Source organism: Moraxella sp. 179-F 1C4 NHS (genome assembly GCF_045370505.1).
GTDB classification, from domain to species: domain Bacteria; phylum Pseudomonadota; class Gammaproteobacteria; order Pseudomonadales; family Moraxellaceae; genus Faucicola; species Faucicola tetraodonis.
This window is the reverse complement of sequence record NZ_JBIQEC010000001.1, coordinates 103,512-119,972: the sequence shown is the minus strand read 5'-3', so window position 1 is coordinate 119,972 and position 16,461 is coordinate 103,512. Positions and strand designations below refer to the sequence as shown.

Below are 16,461 nucleotides of genomic sequence, written 5' to 3'. Positions count from 1 at the left end.
GCGCCTGTGGTAATTCAACAGCTTATGGCAATTCAACGGGGCGTTTAATTCATTTAACTCATTTTAACGAGGAAGTTAACGCTGCTTTGTCAATACATCTAGGCGTAGCCGTTCTTCAGGCGTAAACATCGTCTGCTGTAACGCCACAATTTGTTGCTGTGCTTGCGGCACATTACCCAATTTGCTCAGTATTTGGTTAGACTGTGTCTGATAAGTTGCCACACGCTGCGCAAATGCCGCTTCGGATTGGTCAAGCTGCTCAAGCCGTTTGACCGCTTCAGGGGAGACGTATTGACTACGCATGGCATTGATTTGGCTTTGCGTTGCCCCTTGCTGCTGCATTTGCTGCGTTTGCGCTAATAACTTGTCAATATTGCGCTGCTGGGTTAGCTTTGTCTGTAGATTTGGGTCTTTAACACTGGCGATATAGGCAGTTTGTGCCTTATCAATGATGGCTTGGCGCTGGTCATTGCTCAGTTGCGCGTTTTGGTTGGCTTCGACGACCGTCATGTTGTAGTCATTGAGAGCTTGTTCATCCCCAAAAAAGGCTTCACGGGTTTTGGCGTCAAAATAGCGGGCTTGCAGCTGTTGTACTGCGCGTAATTGGTTGTTAATCGCAGATAAATCTAATGCGCTGACATTGGGGTTTTGCTGTACTTTAGGCTTATCTAGCTGGCTGAGAGCAGTCAAATAGGTTAGATAATTTTGAAAAATCTGAACCGCTTGGCTTGCGGCAGGCTCAGGCGTATGTTCACGAATATAGGCAATCACCCGTTGTTCAATCTGGGTTAACGGCTCTTCCCCTTGTGCGGACAAAAAGTAATCAAACAGTCGGCGCAAACCTGCGGTCACCACCAATTGCTTATTTTCATCGATAATAATTTCGCCATCGACCTGGGTGCCTTGTAGCGATTTGGGCAGCGATGTGGGTGAGGCGTTAGCGTTTGCGGTGACGGAGGATGCATTGGCGAGCGTTGCGGTTTGATGGGACGGCAATACACCCGATGGCATGGTACTAGCAGCATCATGCGGCAAAGGATTGGCTGTTTTAACAGCGTCCTTAGGTTTTAACCACAGTATGCAGGCTATCAATAATGCGATGATGCCACTGGCTAATACGATTATTAGCCAGTTTATCGGTCGTTGGTTTGTGTTAGGGTTGTTTGAAGGAACCATAGGCATAAGCTTACAACGATTGACCTTTTAAGCGATTGACTTGGTTGCGATAGACAGTCAATGGATTGGTTTCTAGCAAACTGACAATGCCAAATACCTGATTGACTGAATCCATATGATTCATTTTATAGTTATCACGAATCACTTCACCGAGACGACTTGAGCAGGGTGAGACAAGACCATCATTGGCTTCGCCATTGAATGATAAACCTGTCAACCCCAACACCGTATCAGACGGATCGACAAGCATGGTCATAGTTTGGGCGCCACTAAATGAGTAGTAACGTACATTATTGACCACCGTGTCTTTTGGGTATCCACAATAACTGGTCGGCATGGCTGCAGGGAATTTTTGGTTAAATTTGGCTGCGTAATTGGTGGTGAGTGAATTGACGGCTGCCCAACCATCTTGCTGCTGCAGTTGATTGAGTGGCACGCCAGATCCGATGTCCATCACACCGCCCACCAATTCAAAAAACTTGATTGCCATTAAAGAGGCGGTATTAAATTCGCCAGCCGGTAAGCCATCAGCCGCGCTGCCTTCAGTCACCATTTTGACCGTCCAATCCGCCATTTTTGAGCCTTGCTCAGGGCTAGAAATCGCCGTCACAGACGAGACTAGCGATGGCGCAACCCCCGCCACATAGCGAATATCAATCCCACCGTGGCTATGACCGATTAAGTTAACCTTCGGGCTGCCGGTGATGGCAATGATGGTTTTGATTTGTTGGAGTAGCTGCTCACCGCGCACTTCGGTGTCATTGACACTTGATGTCTTGGTCACATACACACTTGCGCCATTTTTGGTGAGATCTTGAGGAATGCCATTAAAATAATCGACCAAACCAAACATTTTGCTCCAGCCACCAAGCCCATGAGCAAGTACGATAGGGTATTTGGTTTTTGCATAATTTGAGGTGGCGGTGAGGGTGGTGACTGCGACACAGCCAGTGGCATTGGCACAGTTGTAATAACTTGAGGCATAAGAAGATGCAGAAAATGCGATGGAAGAAAAAAGCAATCCTTTGGCGGCACGGCGCATAAAGCGATGATTTGACATATACCGATCCTTGTAAAGTCATAATGAAGTTTCGCTGTCCTATGGATTAATTTAACCTAAATCAACAATTTGTGAATCAGATTAAATGACTGGTCAGTATATTTTTTGGCAAAGTCAGTTGATGCAGTAGCTATGTAGGGTTTGGGTAAGGTTAAATATCAAGTGATGTATTGGCACAATTGGCGTGCCATCTACAAAAGCAGACACAAATTGTCATTGATTTTTTGCTATGATTTGCTAAGGTAACGGCTGATTTTTCGTTTTTGCTGTTTTTTATTTTTTGCCCCTCATAACAAGAGAATAACTGACCCACTATGTTAGAACTACTATCTGACCCGTCAGCGTGGCTTAGCCTTGCGACGCTTGTCATTCTTGAGATTGTTTTAGGTATTGATAATCTTGTCTTTATTGCCATCTTAGCCAATAAACTCCCGCCGCACCAGCGCGCTAAAGCCCGAAATTTAGGACTTGGCTTGGCATTGGTCATGCGGCTGTTCTTATTATCGATTATGTCATGGCTCATTACCTTAACCGATCCTGTTGTCACGTGGGGAAGTTTTGATTTATCGGTTCGCGACATTATTTTATTGGTGGGCGGGGTGTTCTTGCTGTTTAAAGCAACCACTGAGCTCCATGAGCGGCTAGAAGGAAAACCTGAGCATACCAACCAAAGCAAAGTGCAAGCTGGGTTTATCGCGGTTGTCGCACAAATCGTGATTTTAGATGCGGTGTTCTCGTTTGACGCGGTGATTACTGCTGTAGGCATGGCAAAACATCTTGAAATCATGATGGCGGCGGTGGTCATTGCCATGGCATTGATGGTGGCTGCGTCTAAAGCGCTCACCGAGTTTGTCGGTCGTCACCCGACCGTGGTGATTTTATGCTTAAGTTTCCTACTGATGATTGGCTTTAGCTTGATTGTCGAAGGACTTGGCTTTCATATGCCAAAAGGTTACTTATACGCGGCGATTGCGTTCTCAATTTTAATTGAAGCGTTTAACCAAGTAGCAAAACGCAATAAAACCAAATATGAAAATCAAATTCCAATTCGTGACCGTACCGCGGATGCGATTTTACGTTTAATGGGTGGTAAAACCGAAGAAGCGGTCACCCCAGAGAATAATTCAGAACATTTTGATTTTGATAGTATGCCCTTTGCGCAAGAAGAGCGTTATATGATTAGTGGCGTATTAGCGCTTAATGAGCGCGATGTACATACCATCATGACGCCGCGCAATGATATCTCTTGGGTCAATATCAACGGTAGCCGCGAAGAAATGCGCGCGCAATTGCTTGATACGCCGCATAGCTTGTTCCCTGTGTGCCGAGATACCATCGATAAAGTGCTTGGGGTAGTACGCGCCAAAGACTTTTTGGATTTGCTCGATAACAATGTCGCAGATATTGAAACCGCCATTAAACCATTACTTAACAAGCAGCAGCCTGTGTTTGTGTCAGAGAGCATTGACAATCTAAAGCTGCTCAATATGCTCAAAAAAGCCAAAGGTAATTTGGCGATGGTGATTGATGAATATGGTCAAGTTGCAGGGCTAGTGACACCGCTTGATGTGCTAGAGGCGATTGCAGGTGAGTTCCCTGATGAAGATGAAACTTTAGAAATTATCCCCTATGACGATTATTGGATTGTGGAAGGCACAGCAAGCTTACACCAACTACGTTTGGAGCTTGACGATCCAGATTTGCTACTCGATGCCGATCAGTTCACCATTGGCGGGTATTTGATTTCGCAGTTGACCGATGTCCCAGAAGTCAATCAAACCATTGATATCGGTGCCTATAAGTTTACCATTCTAGAAACTTCAACATCGCGCATTTTGAAATTAAAAGTTGAACGTGAAGCCCCGATGGTAGCAACGGTTTAAATCACTGATTGGGTATAAAAAAAGGGGCAATTAACCCCTTTTTTATTACTTTTTTAGGGATATAACAATTAAGGAATTTGCTTAATCGTCAAGGTGATAGTAGGCAAATTGCTCGTTGATGTGGCAGCAGATTGACTAGATACAGGCGTGGATGATAGCGCAGTCAAGGTAATATCCATATTGGCAAAACGCTGTGTTTGACGCAAGTCACCGCGCAAATCCCCAATCGATAGATTGAGAGTTTGTGGGCGAGCGGTGGTGGTCATAGCCGTAACCGCTACCGTGGCATTGCCTGCCCAAATACACTGTACACCTGTGGCACAGCGGCTATCATTGAGCACTTTATCAAAAGTCAGATTTAGCTGGTGTTCTTTAACAAAGATGTTTTGACCCAGCGCAAGCGTGACCGTGCGAGTGGCATTGGCGGGCTGGGTGACTGTTGAAGGCGTTGGCTTGGCGGGCAAAGTAGGCGCAGTCATACAGGCGGTCAATAGGCTCGTAGTGAGTAAGGCGATGCTTGTGGTTTGAATGATTTTTTTCATCGGTGATTTCCTTTTTTTTCTTAACGGTTAATTTTATTTCTGATTTTTAGTTTTTAGTTTTTAGTGTTATTTTTAGCGGCAAAAAAACGCTGTAGTCCCGCCAATACCAAGTCTTGCCGAATTTCCACGCTGGCTGATAGGTGCGGCTCAAAAGTATGGGCATCACCGCCTGTCATGGTGATTTCAAATTGAGGGTAGCGATGAATTGTTTCATTAATGGCCCCGACAATAGATAACATAATACCATGATGCACTGCGTCTTGGGTATTGGTGCCTGAATCTATACTATCAAAAGTGCCATCAATAATACTAATCTGGCGCGTTCCTGAGAATAGCGACTCGCGCTGCAAATAGATACTGGGAAAAATATAGCCTCCCAAGTGATGACCCTGATCGACCAAATCAATGGTAACGGCAGTGCCGCAGCCAATCACGCATTGTTTTTTGCTAGGCTCGATGATACCGAGCATTTGTAACCAGCGGTCAACGCCAAGTTGGGCGGGATTATAGTCGCTCGACATCAGCGCATGCTTGGCATGGACTTGGGCAAATTCAAACGGTTTTTGCAATCGCTCTAGGCTTTCTGCGACGTGATTATTGACGGCTTGTCCAAGCACGGATGATACCCCGATAAAGTCAGGATTGAGTCGTTCAAGCCGAAAGGTCAACCCTTTGAGCAATTCGGCAGGGGCTTGCAAATGCTGCTCAGCCGCATGATCGAGCACTTGACCGCTATCGTCCGTGAGCCAATATTTTAAGCGGGTATTACCCAAGTCTAGCCAAAGTTTTGTCATAAGTGAGAACCTTTGAGAGGGATGCTTTATTTGTGTTTATTTGCCTGCAACGATGAAACGGCTGAATCCAAAACTTGAATGGTGCCTGTCCAAATCGTTTGTGTGCTGCCATCTGCTTGCTCAATGAGTAGACAGCCTTGCGCATCGATACCTACTGCAATGCCTGTTATTGATTGCTCAGATAAGGCGTTATAAATTTGCAAATGCTTGTTGTTTAATACGTCTTTTTGGGAAAAATCATGGATAAATTGTTGACTTGCTTCAGCCGCTTGCAGCTGATTAAATTGCCCAATCGCACTAGCTATGGCATCGGTAACAGGCTGATAAAACTCACTGGGCTGTAAGCGCTGCGCTGTCAAATCTTGCAGGCTTACCGCTTGGTAGTTTAAGCCTTCTTGGGTTTGCTCGGTCAGCACAGGGGCATGGGCAATATTGACTCCCACACCGATGACAACCCCTATCATGTGACCTGCGACATTGACAGGCTCTATCAAAATACCCGAGAGTTTTTGAAATTGGTCAGGTACGTTGTCTTGTGGTTGATAAAAACCCACATCGTTCACCCATTTGACGCCAATGGTGGGCAAATGCTTTGCCAATCTTGTTTGATTGATGGCTTCTATGATAGGGATTTGACTGAGCTGATAACCCACGCACAGTGACAAGCGACCATCTAATCGATAAGATAAGCAAAGATTTTGCGGTAATGCATAGGCTTGTGTCGGCACATACAGCGATAAATAAACATTGCCTAGCGGTGATTGCCATGTTCTGCCATGTTGACCACGTCCGCCTGATTGGCTATCGGCAGTGAGTAAATGGGGTCGGCTAAAATGCGGTCGGTTATGGTCGGTGGGCGACTGGTCTTGATAGCTGAGCACCATCCACTCAATCAGCTGGCTGTTGGTTGAGTGGGTTGACGATAAATGGGTATGGCAAAGCGAATCAATTCTCATGGGGATGGTTACATAGGGTTGGGTTCATAAGCTTAGGCACAATGTTACAAACGACAAAAAGATAAGTTTGCTATACTAACGCTATTTTTAATCAAAGGAAATGCAAAAAATGATGTATCTGTGGTTTTTGCTGGCGGGGGCATTTGCTGGTATTTGTGCTGGGCTATTTGGTGTCGGTGGCGGATTGATTATCGTACCCGTGCTGATGGCGATTTTTAAAGCGTATGGCTATCCAAGCGATGTCATTACCCATTTGGCGGTAGGGACATCGCTTGCCACGATTGTGGTGACCTCCATAAGCTCCATGCAATCGCACAATAAGCGAGGTGGCGTGCGCTGGGATGTATGGCGCAATATGTCGATTGGCTTGGTGGTTGGTAGTTTTGTTGGTGCTTATATCGCAGATTTATTGCATGGTAAGGTCTTGGCATTTTTGATTGCTGGCATGGCGCTGTTTATGGGGCTAAAAATGCTTCTGGCTAAAAAATCGGAAGTTGTCGCGACCACTCACTTGCCATCTGCGCCTGTGCAAACAGGGGTCGGGGGCTTGATTGGCGCAGCATCGGCGATTTTTGGTATTGGCGGTGGCAGTTTTACCGTGCCGTTTTTGAGCCGTTTTGGTTTGACCATGCAACAAGCGGTGGGTACGTCAGCAGCCTGTGGCTTACCGATTGCCATTGCAGGGGCGCTCGGGTTTATGTTTTTTGGCAAAGATGTACAGGGCTTGCCGGCTGAGGCGATTGGCTTTGTGCATATCACTGCGTTTTTGTGTATTTCAGTGATGAGTTATTTATTTGCCAAAGTGGGGGCAAAATTGGCGCACCAATTGCCTGCCAACACCTTAAAGCGCATGTTTGGTGGTCTGCTGCTGATTGTGGGGGCAAAAATGATGCTAGGCGCGCTTGGGATTAATTTATGGTAAAAATAAACAATGGGTTTTGTGTTATGTCATGAGCGTGAATTTTATAACTCATTCTCAATCATATGCCCCATGCGCTCTTTTTTGGTGTTGAGATAGGCCTCATTGTGCGGGTTGACACCCACCAACAGCGGTACGCGCGCTATCACCTCAATACCAATCTCATTGAGATAGTCAATTTTGTTGGGGTTGTTGGTTATCAGCTTTACCTTATCCACACCGACATGCTCAAGCATCGGCTTGCACATTTCATAGGTGCGAGCATCGGCAGGTAAATCGAGCAGCAAATTGGCATCAAGCGTATCATGTCCTTGGTCTTGCAATGCGTAAGCTCGGATTTTGTTGGTCAGTCCAATCCCGCGCCCTTCTTGGCGCAAATATAAAATCGCCCCGCAGCCGCCATCTTTAGCATAAGCTTGAATCATCTGCATGGTGGCATTGAGCTGGGGGCCACAGTCGCATTTAAGCGAGCTAAAGGCATCCCCTGTCAAACATTCGCTATGAATGCGTACCAATGGGATTTTGGATTTATCAGCCGTGGGCAAGCCAACCGTCAGCATGACGTGTTCATGTTTGCGATTGCCAAGCGCATCGCGTGCCGTGTCGTCCGTATCTTCAAACACATGAATATCAAATAGCCCATGCGCTGTTGGTAAGGTTGCTTGCGTGATAAATTGATACGACACCCACTACTCCAAAAAATGACCCACTGACCCAAACAACTGAACCAAGTCGGTAAACCCAAAAATAAAAGTGCCCTTTACATGAAGGCATTGATTAAAATATCAAGAAGGATAGCGTCATTAAGCATCTTATCAATAAGCCGCAAGCTAGGTTGGTATGCTATATGACGCAAATTTTTTGTCAAAATTTATCAAAAATTCAAGGCGCTAAGCTAAACTTTATAGAAGCTATAAGATACAATCTAAAATAGCGAGGTTTGATGTTTAATCAACAAAAAAATGCTATTATGCCACATTCATGCGCCACATTGGCAATTCAAAGCTGTTAATGCCAGCTTAGCCACCTAGATTTTCAAGCGTTCAACGCTTTGGCAGCCTGTCAATTTTGTGCCCGTATTTTGTGCCAATTTTGTGCCAGCAATAAGGTGTTAATAGTCATTGTGCGTTTTAACTATTTATTTTTTTCACCTGTGTCAACAGGACTCATCGAGTGCCTGTAAGCAATGAAAAGTGTCAGCCAAGATATGTCAAAAACTAAAATAGCTAACCAAAAATACCGATTGAAAACCTTTGATACCATCCCTATGCTAAAGCCGCATACGCCGCTGCTCGATGGGGTGGACAGTCCTGATGACCTAAAAAAATTCAGTACCGCGCAATTGCAGCAATTAGCCGATGAACTGCGCGAGTTTTTGCTGTATGCAACGGGCGTCAGTGGCGGGCATTTTGGTTCTAACCTTGGCGTCGTTGAGCTCACCATTGCACTGCATTATGTCTTTAATTCACCCAAAGACCAAATTGTCTGGGACGTAGGGCACCAAGCCTATCCCCACAAAATTTTAACGGGTCGCCGTGACAAGCTTACCACCATTCGTAGTCAACATGGGCTAACTGCTTTCCCTGAGCGTCATGAGTCTGAGTATGATACCTTTGGCGTTGGGCATTCATCGACGGCGATTTCTGCAGGGCTAGGCATGTCGCTTGCTATGCGCTATTTAGGCAAACGTGACAAAGTGGTTAGCATCGTCGGTGATGGTGCTATGACAGGCGGCATGGCGTTTGAAGCGATGAATGACGCGGTGCAGCAAAATGCCGATTTGATTGTGGTGCTCAACGATAATGACATGTCAATCTCACAGGCAACGGGCGGATTTTCTAAACATTTAGCCACCCTCTGGCAGCGTGGTTTGGCAGTCGATATCGATAAAAACGGTGATGCTATTTTTACCAAGCGCGTCATCTCTAGTGAAGACCGCCGTATTCGTCATTATTTGCACATGGCAAACGAAGCCTTAGATGATTGGACCTCGCGCCTGCCCAATAAAATTGTCGAAAAATTGGCAGAAAAAGGTATTCCTAAACCCTCTCAGTTAGAGACATTACCTGAGAAAATCGCCAATAAACTCATTGATGAAGTGTTTCCCGAAAACTTATTTAAAGCCATCGGTTTTCAGTATTTTGGACCATTTGATGGGCATGATGTTGCCAAATTGACTCAAATATTTGAACGGGTCAAGCAGTTACAAGGTGCGGTACTTGTCCATGTGCATACGGTCAAAGGCAAAGGCTTTTTACCGGCAGAATGTGACCCGATTACTTATCATGCCATTACCAAACTTAAAAAAATCAACCCAGCGCAAGAAAAATCTGTGCCAGTTGACAGCCAAAAGCCAGTGCCTACTCCTGCCAAAAAATACTCGCAAGTGTTTGGTGAGTTTATCTGCGATAAAGCCGCCACAGACAAACAACTGATGGCAATCACCCCTGCGATGGCTGAAGGCTCAGGCATGACCGAATTTGCCAAGCGCTTTGCCAACCAATTCTTTGATGTGGCGATTGCCGAGCAACATGCAGTGACCCTAGCGGGTGGCATGGCAACCCAAGGTGTCAAACCGATTGTCGCGATTTACTCCACATTTTTACAACGTGGCTATGACCAACTGATTCACGACGTGGCTTTGCAAAATCTCAACGTGATGTTCGCCATTGACCGTGCGGGTCTGGTCGGTGAAGACGGTGCGACCCATGCGGGGGTGTTTGATATCGCTTTTATGCGAACTGTGCCTAATATGGTGATTGCTTGTCCAAAAGATGAGAATGAGTGCTATAACTTACTCAATACCTGTTATGAGCATATTGGACCCTCTGCGGTGCGTTATCCACGTGGTAATGGCATTGGGGCAGAGATTGATAAAAACCAAGCGATTTATCCAATCGGTAAGGCAGCGCTTGAGCAGACTATTGATGCCACTGCTGCAGGTACGAGCAACGTGGCGAAAAAAGTTGCGGTGCTTGCTTTTGGTACCATGGTAAAGACAGCGGTCACGGCGTGTCAAAACTTAGCCGAAACTTACCCAATGACGACGTTTTTTGTTTATAATATGCGGTTTGTTAAACCGTTAGACAGCGAATTACTGGATACTCTATTGGCGCAAAACTGCTCCATTGTTACCCTTGAAGAACACCAAGTCATGGGCGGTGCCGGTAGTGCGGTCAATGAATACCTAGTTGCCCAAGCAGCAAAAACCAGCCAAGCCTTGCCAACGCTAATCAACATCGGTATCCCCGATAAATATATCGCGCATGGCAGCCCTGAGCAGCAATTAGCCGATTGTGGGCTAGATGTCGCGGGTGTGGTCAAACAGATGCAAACGATTTTGTCATAAATTTTAGATTTTTATCCTTCAACAAAAGGTCAATTATGGAACCGATGGTCGTCATGGCAGCCCGCGCTGCACAAAAAGTAGGTCAAGAGATTTTAAATGCACACAACAATCGCCACAAGCTAGAGTTCACGATTGAAAGCAAAGGCTTAGATGGTTTGGTGACCCAAATCGACCGTTACAGCGAAGAATTATTGATCGCGATGCTCAAAGAAAGCTACCCAACCCACTCATTTTTGGGCGAAGAATTTGGGCTACAAGAAGGCAAGGGCAATGATAAAGACTGGTGCTGGGTTATTGATCCATTAGACGGTACCCACAACTTTATTCATGGCTTACCGCATTTTTGTGTCTCAATCGGGGTGCAAAAAAACGGCGTCACCGAACATGGCATCATCTATGACCCAGTGCGTGATGAGATGTTCTCAGCCAGTCGTGGTAAAGGCGCGCGCCTCAACCAACGCCGTATCAGCGTCAGTGAGCATAAAACCATTGATGGCGGCTTTTTTACCACAGGTCATCCGCTTGAGCGCAACCGCGCGGAAGGTAAAGTATCGTATGCCAAAGAGCATTTTGAAAGCTTACAAAAAATCTGCGAGCAAGGCGGTCAAGTGCGCCGTGTTGGTTCAGCCGCGTTAGATTTGGCATATGTAGCAGCGGGACGGTTTGATGGTTATTTTGAAATGTCTATCAAACCTTGGGATATCTGCGCTGGTGAATTGATTGTCACTGAAGCGCGCGGTACTGTGGTTGACCATACAGGCGCACACAATGCAATGCAAACAGGTTCTATCTTTGCGGCAAATATCAAACTATTAAAACCATTGATGCAAACCGTGGTGCCAGTTTGGGGCAGTGCCGTTAAAGGCTGATGTTACTGTGACACTAAAAACGCGCTAATCCATAGCGCGTTTTTTTTCATAATCAATTCGTAAAAAAATAGGCTAAGTTAAAGAGGTTAAGTTAAGCAGATAGACAACAACGTTGGCATAATAAGAGATGACAATATAAAAACGGCAATCAATATTCACTGATTGCCGTCCGCGTTGTATATGCTGTTTTATAGCATCTTGCTAAAATTCACCGAAACGGCGTATGTTAGAGAGGCTATCTTTCAATATACTGTAATTTATTGGGTACGCCATCCCATTCTTTGGCATCGGGTAGTGGGTCATGCATGGCTGAGATGTTTGGCCATTTTTCGGCGAGTTCTGCGTTCAGTTCGATGTATATTTCTTGACCCTTTGGTACTTCATCTTCAGAAAAAATCGCATTGGCAGGGCATTCTGGCTCACACAGCGCACAGTCAATACATTCATCAGGATGGATGACCAAAAAATTCGGACCTTCATAGAAACAGTCCACAGGACAGACTTCAACGCAGTCAGTATATTTACAACGAACACAGTTATCAGTAACGACGAAAGTCATGGCGGTGGCTACCTTTTTTTAGTTGCACAAATGTTAAAAGCATAAAAAATACAATCGTATTATTTTAGCGCGTTACGCTTTTTTTAACAATTCCTTTAATGAATAAATAAATTCTAACGCCTGTTTCGGCGTCAGCTCGTCAGGGTTTAGGGCGTTTAGTTGTTGGTTAAGTTTATATTCATCAGTCTTCAACGTTTGATAGTCAGCCGCTGCACTTTGCAAATCCAGACCCATTTGTTTCTCGTCTTTTGGTGGATAGGCTAAAGGATGGTTTGGCAAGCTTTTTTGTTCGCTTTGGTTATCCAAATAGTGTTGTGCTTGGGCTAATAAGGCTTGCGGTAAACCTGCCATTTTGGCGACATGCAATCCAAAACTGCGATGCGTCGCCCCGGGTGCGATTTTATGCAGTAGTAGTAACTGCCCGTTGATTTCCTGGGTGACAAGGTGTTGATTAAACATTTTGGGGTGGCGCTCAGCCAGTTCAGTGAGCTCAAAATAATGGGTAGCAAATAGGGTCAAACAGCCGATTTTTTCTGCTAAATAATTTACGCACGCATGCGCAATCGCTAGACCATCTTGGGTGCTGGTGCCACGACCGACTTCATCCATGAGTACCAACGAGTTGGCATTGGCTTGGTTCATGATATTGGCGGTTTCGATCATCTCGACCATAAAGGTTGATTTACCACTTGCCAAGTCATCTGCCGAGCCAATGCGGGTAAAAATCCGCTCAATACGACCGAGCGTCACCGACTGCGCAGGGACATATGCGCCACAACAAGCAAGTAGCACGATGAGGGCGGTTTGACGCATGTAAGTCGACTTACCGCCCATATTGGGCCCGGTGATGAGCATTAATCGTTCAAGTTGGGTGGCTGTTCCCATGACACAGTCATTGGCGACAAATGGGTCAAGCGATGCCGTCTGATGGTGAGCTTGGCGCTGTTGACCTGCTTCAACCACGATATGGCGTCCGCCTTGGATATGGAGGCTTGCGGTATCATCCGTGGTATTAAACAACGGGCGGCACCAGTTTTTACTATGATGAGAGCGATTCTGCAAACGCGTTAGGCTGACCCAGTTGGCAAGTACGTCTAAATACCCAATCGCTTTGGCAAGGCGCTGCACATCGCCAAGCTGTGATTTGAGCTGACCCAGCAGGTTTTCATAGATACGCTTCTCAAGGGTCAACGCTTGCCCTTGCGCTGATAAATAGGATTCTTCAATGGTTTTGAGTGCTGGCGTGATAAAGCGTTCGGCATTTTTGAGCGTTTGACGGCGAGTAAAATACTCAGGTGCGTTCTTGGCTTGTAGGGCGCTAAGTTCAAAATAAAATCCGCTCACTTTATTAAAGCCCACTTTAAGCATGGGCAGGTTGTTTTTTTGCCGCTCTTGCGCCGCCAATGCTTCCAAAGTTTGCTCGATATTGCCATGCAGATTTTGCCATTCGTCAAGCTGTGGGTCATAGCCCTTTTTTATCATGCCGCCATCACGGATGTGGGCGGGCGGCTCATCGACAATCGCTTGCTCTAGCAAGGCATAGATATTGGCAAAGCTATCAGTTAAGGCTAAGTCAGGTAGCTGTTTGCTAAGCATGGCAAGCAAAGGCGTCTCGGCAGTTAGCGTCGTTATGGTGGTAAAATCAAAATGTTGCTGCAACTGCTTTGACAACGCTAACGCTTGCGCCAGACTCAGACGCAATTTGAGCAAATCAGTTGGTTTTGCTGAACCCAAGCCAATGCGTCCCCCAATGCGTTCGATATCGCTGATTTCGCTTAAGGTTTGTTTAAGCAATTCAAACGCTTCTAGCGGTAATGTCATCAGTTGTTCAACCGCATCAAGCCTGCGGTTAATCAGGGTGACATTGCGTAGCGGTCGGCGCAAATGATGCACTAAAGCGCGTTTGCCCATCGGCGTTTGGCAATGATCAATCACCGATAACAGCGAAATACCCGATGCCAACACGGGTTTAAAAATTTCCAAATTTTGCTGACTGATGGTATCAAGCTGCAAAAAATCGCCGTTATGCTCGAGTTGCAGGCTACGAATATGGCGTAAATCAGCTTGCTGGGTCTGTTTGCCGTAATGTAGCACAACCGATGCCGATGAGATGGCAAGCGGTTTTTGCTCAATGCCAAACCCTGCCAGCGTGGTGACGCCAAGATGCTGGGTCAGATGTTCAAGCGCGTTATTGGGCAGAAAATAACTGTGCGGCTGTGACAAAATCGGCGGTAGGGTAGCTGTTGGACTATTTGCGCTCAGACAATCCTGCAAAAAATGTTGCCATGCCTCAGACAGCTGTTCATCTATCAGCACTTCACTGGGATCAAAGCGGGCGAGCGCGTTAGCAAGCTCGCTTTGTAGCGCAGTATGGCTATCGCAGTTAAGCTCAGTGACACGGATTTGCCCTTGCGCCAAATCCAGCTGCGCCAATCCCACCGACATTTGCTGTTTAGCAAAGCTGATCGCGACGACCGTTGGCGTCTGCCCTTGGGTTATGAGGTTATCATCGGTCAGCGTCCCTGCGGTCAAGGTACGGACGACTTTACGTTCCATAATCTTAGCGGCATTGGCTTTTGTTTTGCTGGTTTTTTTTGCCGTGTTTTTTGCTGTGCTATTGGCTGCAGAGTCTTTTGCTACAAAGCTGTCTTCAAGGTTGTGTTCTGGCTTTTCTTCTTCGACTTGTTCACAGACCACCACGGTTTGCCCGGCATTAATCAGCCGAGCAATATAGCCGTCTGCCGAATGAAACGGCACGCCTGCCATCGGGATGGTATTGCCCTGTTTATCTTTGCCACGTCGGGTCAAGGTGATGCCCAAAATATCGGCAGCAAGCTTGGCATCATCGAAAAACAGCTCATAGAAATCGCCCATCCGGTACAGCACCAAGGCATGCGGATAATCCGCTTTTAGCGTGAGATATTGCTGCATCATGGGGGTGTGATGGTCAAGATTGTGAGGCATGGTCTGGGGCATAATAGTTAAACGTTATGAAATTAAGCAACAGGTACGTTTGTCGCACCATGTTGAGTGGGTGAGGTTGGTTAAGGCTGGCATGCACGTTACTTGTAGCTTATTTCTTCCAGCCTATTTTTCTGAGTTTGTTTCTTCCAGCTTATTTAAAAGCTTATTGAAAAGCTTAAAGCGATGCGATTTTTGAGATCCAATGCTGTTTTACATCATCATCTATAAAAGACGCGTTAAAGCTGTTGATCGCCAATTGTTTGATATCGTCATTTGATAGCGCTAGCGCTTGCTCAATGGCGACAAAGTTGTCATTCATATAGCCACCAAAGTACGCCGGGTCATCTGAGTTCACTGTCACGCACACGCCTTGGTGCAGCATGGTTTTGATATTGTGCTCGCCCATGTCTTGCACCACTTTTAGTTTAAGGTTACTTAGCGGACACACCGTCAACGGCATTTGCTCCGCTATCAAGCGTTGCATGAGTTTATCATCTTCTGCCGAGCGCACACCGTGATCGATACGATTGACCTTTAACAAATCCAACGCTTGCCAGACATACGCGGGATCGCCTTCTTCGCCAGCATGCGCAACCGTCAAAAACCCAAGCGCTCGCGCTTTGGCAAATACCCGTTCAAACTTAGCGGGCGGATTACCCACTTCGCTAGAGTCAAGCCCCACGCCAATGATAGTATCTTTAAATGGCAAGGCGTGCTCAAGGGTGGCAAACGCGCTGTCTTCGCTCAAATGACGCAAAAAACACAAAATCCAATGCGAGGTGATACCCATTTTTGCTTTGGCATCTAAGCTGGCTTGATAAAGCCCTTGAAAACAGGTGGCAAAATCCACCCCCCGCTCAGTATGGGTCTGTGGGTCAAAAAAAATCTCCGTATGCACCACATTATCAACCTGGCATTTTTCAAAATACGCCCACGCTAAATCATAAAAATCCTGCTGTTTGACCAAAACGTTTGCGCCGGCATAGTAGATATCCAAAAACGATTGTAAATTATGAAAATTGTAGGCATTTTTGACGTCTTCAATGGTTTGGTAGGGTATATCAATTTGGTTGCGTTTAGCGATGGCAAACATCAGCTCCGGTTCAAACGTGCCTTCGATATGTACGTGTAATTCGGCTTTGGGTAATTGATGAATCAGTTGTTGTGGCGTCAATGGGGCAGTCATGGCAAACTCGATAGCATAATGGCAAAGATGGCGTTAAAATCTTCCAAGAAAATTTCAACAATGAAAATCTCGAAAATAAAGTTCAATTATGGGGATGGATTCATAAAGATAAAGGTAATAGAGTCAAGCGGTTCAAACTTACAGGCTGTTATAACCTTGTATCTAAAAAAAGCAAACCCATATATAATAGCAAAATTTATTTTG

Annotated in this window: 13 protein-coding genes; 4 read left to right on the top strand and 9 right to left on the bottom strand. The window is 45.9% G+C overall.

Annotated features, from left to right (window positions below; translation table 11 throughout):
* Nucleotides 1–75: 75 nt before the first annotated feature.
* Nucleotides 76–1,176, bottom strand: a complete 1,101-nt coding sequence (locus ACH0AB_RS00550; RefSeq protein WP_406876780.1) for a lipase secretion chaperone — start codon at nt 1,174–1,176, stop codon at nt 76–78.
* 10 nt (nt 1,177–1,186) lie between these two features.
* The gene (locus tag ACH0AB_RS00545; protein ID WP_406876779.1) at nt 1,187–2,236 is read right to left on the bottom strand and encodes an esterase/lipase family protein; all 1,050 of its coding nucleotides are present in this window, start codon (nt 2,234–2,236) and stop codon (nt 1,187–1,189) included.
* Between the two features lie 314 nt (nt 2,237–2,550).
* Between ACH0AB_RS00545 and ACH0AB_RS00540 the strand changes: the two genes are divergently transcribed.
* Nucleotides 2,551–4,119 (top strand): TerC family protein, encoded by a 1,569-nt coding sequence (locus ACH0AB_RS00540; RefSeq protein ID WP_406876778.1) that lies wholly within the window; start codon nt 2,551–2,553, stop codon nt 4,117–4,119.
* A 68-nt stretch (nt 4,120–4,187) separates the two neighbouring features.
* Here ACH0AB_RS00540 and ACH0AB_RS00535 read toward each other — a convergent pair whose 3' ends face one another.
* From ACH0AB_RS00535 to ACH0AB_RS00525, 3 genes are read right to left on the bottom strand one after another with little or no spacing between them, the layout of a single operon-like run.
* Entirely contained in the window at nt 4,188–4,661 is a 474-nt protein-coding gene (locus tag ACH0AB_RS00535) for a hypothetical protein (protein ID WP_406876777.1), read from the bottom strand.
* A gap of 53 nt (nt 4,662–4,714) precedes the next feature.
* Entirely contained in the window at nt 4,715–5,455 is a 741-nt protein-coding gene (locus ACH0AB_RS00530; protein ID WP_406876776.1) for a pantothenate kinase, read from the bottom strand.
* Between the two features lie 26 nt (nt 5,456–5,481).
* Nucleotides 5,482–6,411: a biotin--[acetyl-CoA-carboxylase] ligase gene (locus tag ACH0AB_RS00525; RefSeq protein WP_406876775.1), complete on the bottom strand. Its 930-nt coding sequence runs from the start codon at nt 6,409–6,411 to the stop codon at nt 5,482–5,484.
* A 109-nt stretch (nt 6,412–6,520) separates the two neighbouring features.
* Between ACH0AB_RS00525 and ACH0AB_RS00520 the strand changes: the two genes are divergently transcribed.
* On the top strand, nt 6,521–7,333 hold the full coding sequence (locus tag ACH0AB_RS00520; RefSeq protein WP_248107168.1) for a sulfite exporter TauE/SafE family protein: 813 nt from the start codon (nt 6,521–6,523) through the stop codon (nt 7,331–7,333).
* A 41-nt stretch (nt 7,334–7,374) separates the two neighbouring features.
* Here the strand turns inward: ACH0AB_RS00520 and ribA are convergent, their stop codons facing one another.
* Nucleotides 7,375–8,016, bottom strand: a complete 642-nt coding sequence (gene ribA, locus ACH0AB_RS00515) for a GTP cyclohydrolase II (RefSeq protein ID WP_312385079.1) — start codon at nt 8,014–8,016, stop codon at nt 7,375–7,377.
* A 521-nt stretch (nt 8,017–8,537) separates the two neighbouring features.
* Between ribA and ACH0AB_RS00510 the strand changes: the two genes are divergently transcribed.
* A complete protein-coding gene (locus tag ACH0AB_RS00510) occupies nt 8,538–10,679 on the top strand; it encodes a 1-deoxy-D-xylulose-5-phosphate synthase (protein ID WP_406876774.1) in 2,142 nt (713 codons plus the stop codon).
* A gap of 35 nt (nt 10,680–10,714) precedes the next feature.
* Nucleotides 10,715–11,548, top strand: coding sequence for an inositol monophosphatase family protein (locus ACH0AB_RS00505; RefSeq protein WP_007115595.1), 834 nt, complete (start codon nt 10,715–10,717; stop codon nt 11,546–11,548).
* Nucleotides 11,549–11,783: 235 nt separating this feature from the next.
* Here ACH0AB_RS00505 and fdxA read toward each other — a convergent pair whose 3' ends face one another.
* The 3 genes from fdxA to ACH0AB_RS00490 all read right to left on the bottom strand — a co-directional run bounded on the left by fdxA (nt 11,784) and on the right by ACH0AB_RS00490 (nt 16,257).
* On the bottom strand, nt 11,784–12,107 hold the full coding sequence (gene fdxA, locus ACH0AB_RS00500; protein ID WP_007115596.1) for a ferredoxin FdxA: 324 nt from the start codon (nt 12,105–12,107) through the stop codon (nt 11,784–11,786).
* Between the two features lie 72 nt (nt 12,108–12,179).
* Nucleotides 12,180–15,083 carry a DNA mismatch repair protein MutS gene (mutS, locus tag ACH0AB_RS00495; protein WP_406876773.1) on the bottom strand — a complete coding sequence of 968 codons (2,904 nt, stop codon included), beginning with the start codon at nt 15,081–15,083 and terminating at the stop codon, nt 12,180–12,182.
* Between the two features lie 163 nt (nt 15,084–15,246).
* Nucleotides 15,247–16,257 (bottom strand): adenosine deaminase, encoded by a 1,011-nt coding sequence (locus tag ACH0AB_RS00490; RefSeq protein WP_406876771.1) that lies wholly within the window; start codon nt 16,255–16,257, stop codon nt 15,247–15,249.
* Nucleotides 16,258–16,461 lie beyond the last annotated feature (204 nt).

Bases quoted from the DNA above. Each gene is read 5' to 3' on its own strand.
- mutS (WP_406876773.1), bottom strand. From the start codon at position 15,083: ATGCCCCAGACCATGCCTCACAATCTTGACCATCACACCCCCATGATG.
- ACH0AB_RS00545 (WP_406876779.1), bottom strand. From the start codon at position 2,236: ATGTCAAATCATCGCTTTATGCGCCGTGCCGCCAAAGGATTGCTTTTT.
- ACH0AB_RS00550 (WP_406876780.1), bottom strand. From the start codon at position 1,176: ATGGTTCCTTCAAACAACCCTAACACAAACCAACGACCGATAAACTGG.
- ACH0AB_RS00540 (WP_406876778.1), top strand. From the start codon at position 2,551: ATGTTAGAACTACTATCTGACCCGTCAGCGTGGCTTAGCCTTGCGACG.
- ACH0AB_RS00505 (WP_007115595.1), top strand. From the start codon at position 10,715: ATGGAACCGATGGTCGTCATGGCAGCCCGCGCTGCACAAAAAGTAGGT.
- ACH0AB_RS00525 (WP_406876775.1), bottom strand. From the start codon at position 6,411: ATGAGAATTGATTCGCTTTGCCATACCCATTTATCGTCAACCCACTCA.
- ACH0AB_RS00510 (WP_406876774.1), top strand. From the start codon at position 8,538: ATGTCAAAAACTAAAATAGCTAACCAAAAATACCGATTGAAAACCTTT.
- ACH0AB_RS00520 (WP_248107168.1), top strand. From the start codon at position 6,521: ATGATGTATCTGTGGTTTTTGCTGGCGGGGGCATTTGCTGGTATTTGT.
- fdxA (WP_007115596.1), bottom strand. From the start codon at position 12,107: ATGACTTTCGTCGTTACTGATAACTGTGTTCGTTGTAAATATACTGAC.
- ACH0AB_RS00535 (WP_406876777.1), bottom strand. From the start codon at position 4,661: ATGAAAAAAATCATTCAAACCACAAGCATCGCCTTACTCACTACGAGC.
- ACH0AB_RS00530 (WP_406876776.1), bottom strand. From the start codon at position 5,455: ATGACAAAACTTTGGCTAGACTTGGGTAATACCCGCTTAAAATATTGG.
- ACH0AB_RS00490 (WP_406876771.1), bottom strand. From the start codon at position 16,257: ATGACTGCCCCATTGACGCCACAACAACTGATTCATCAATTACCCAAA.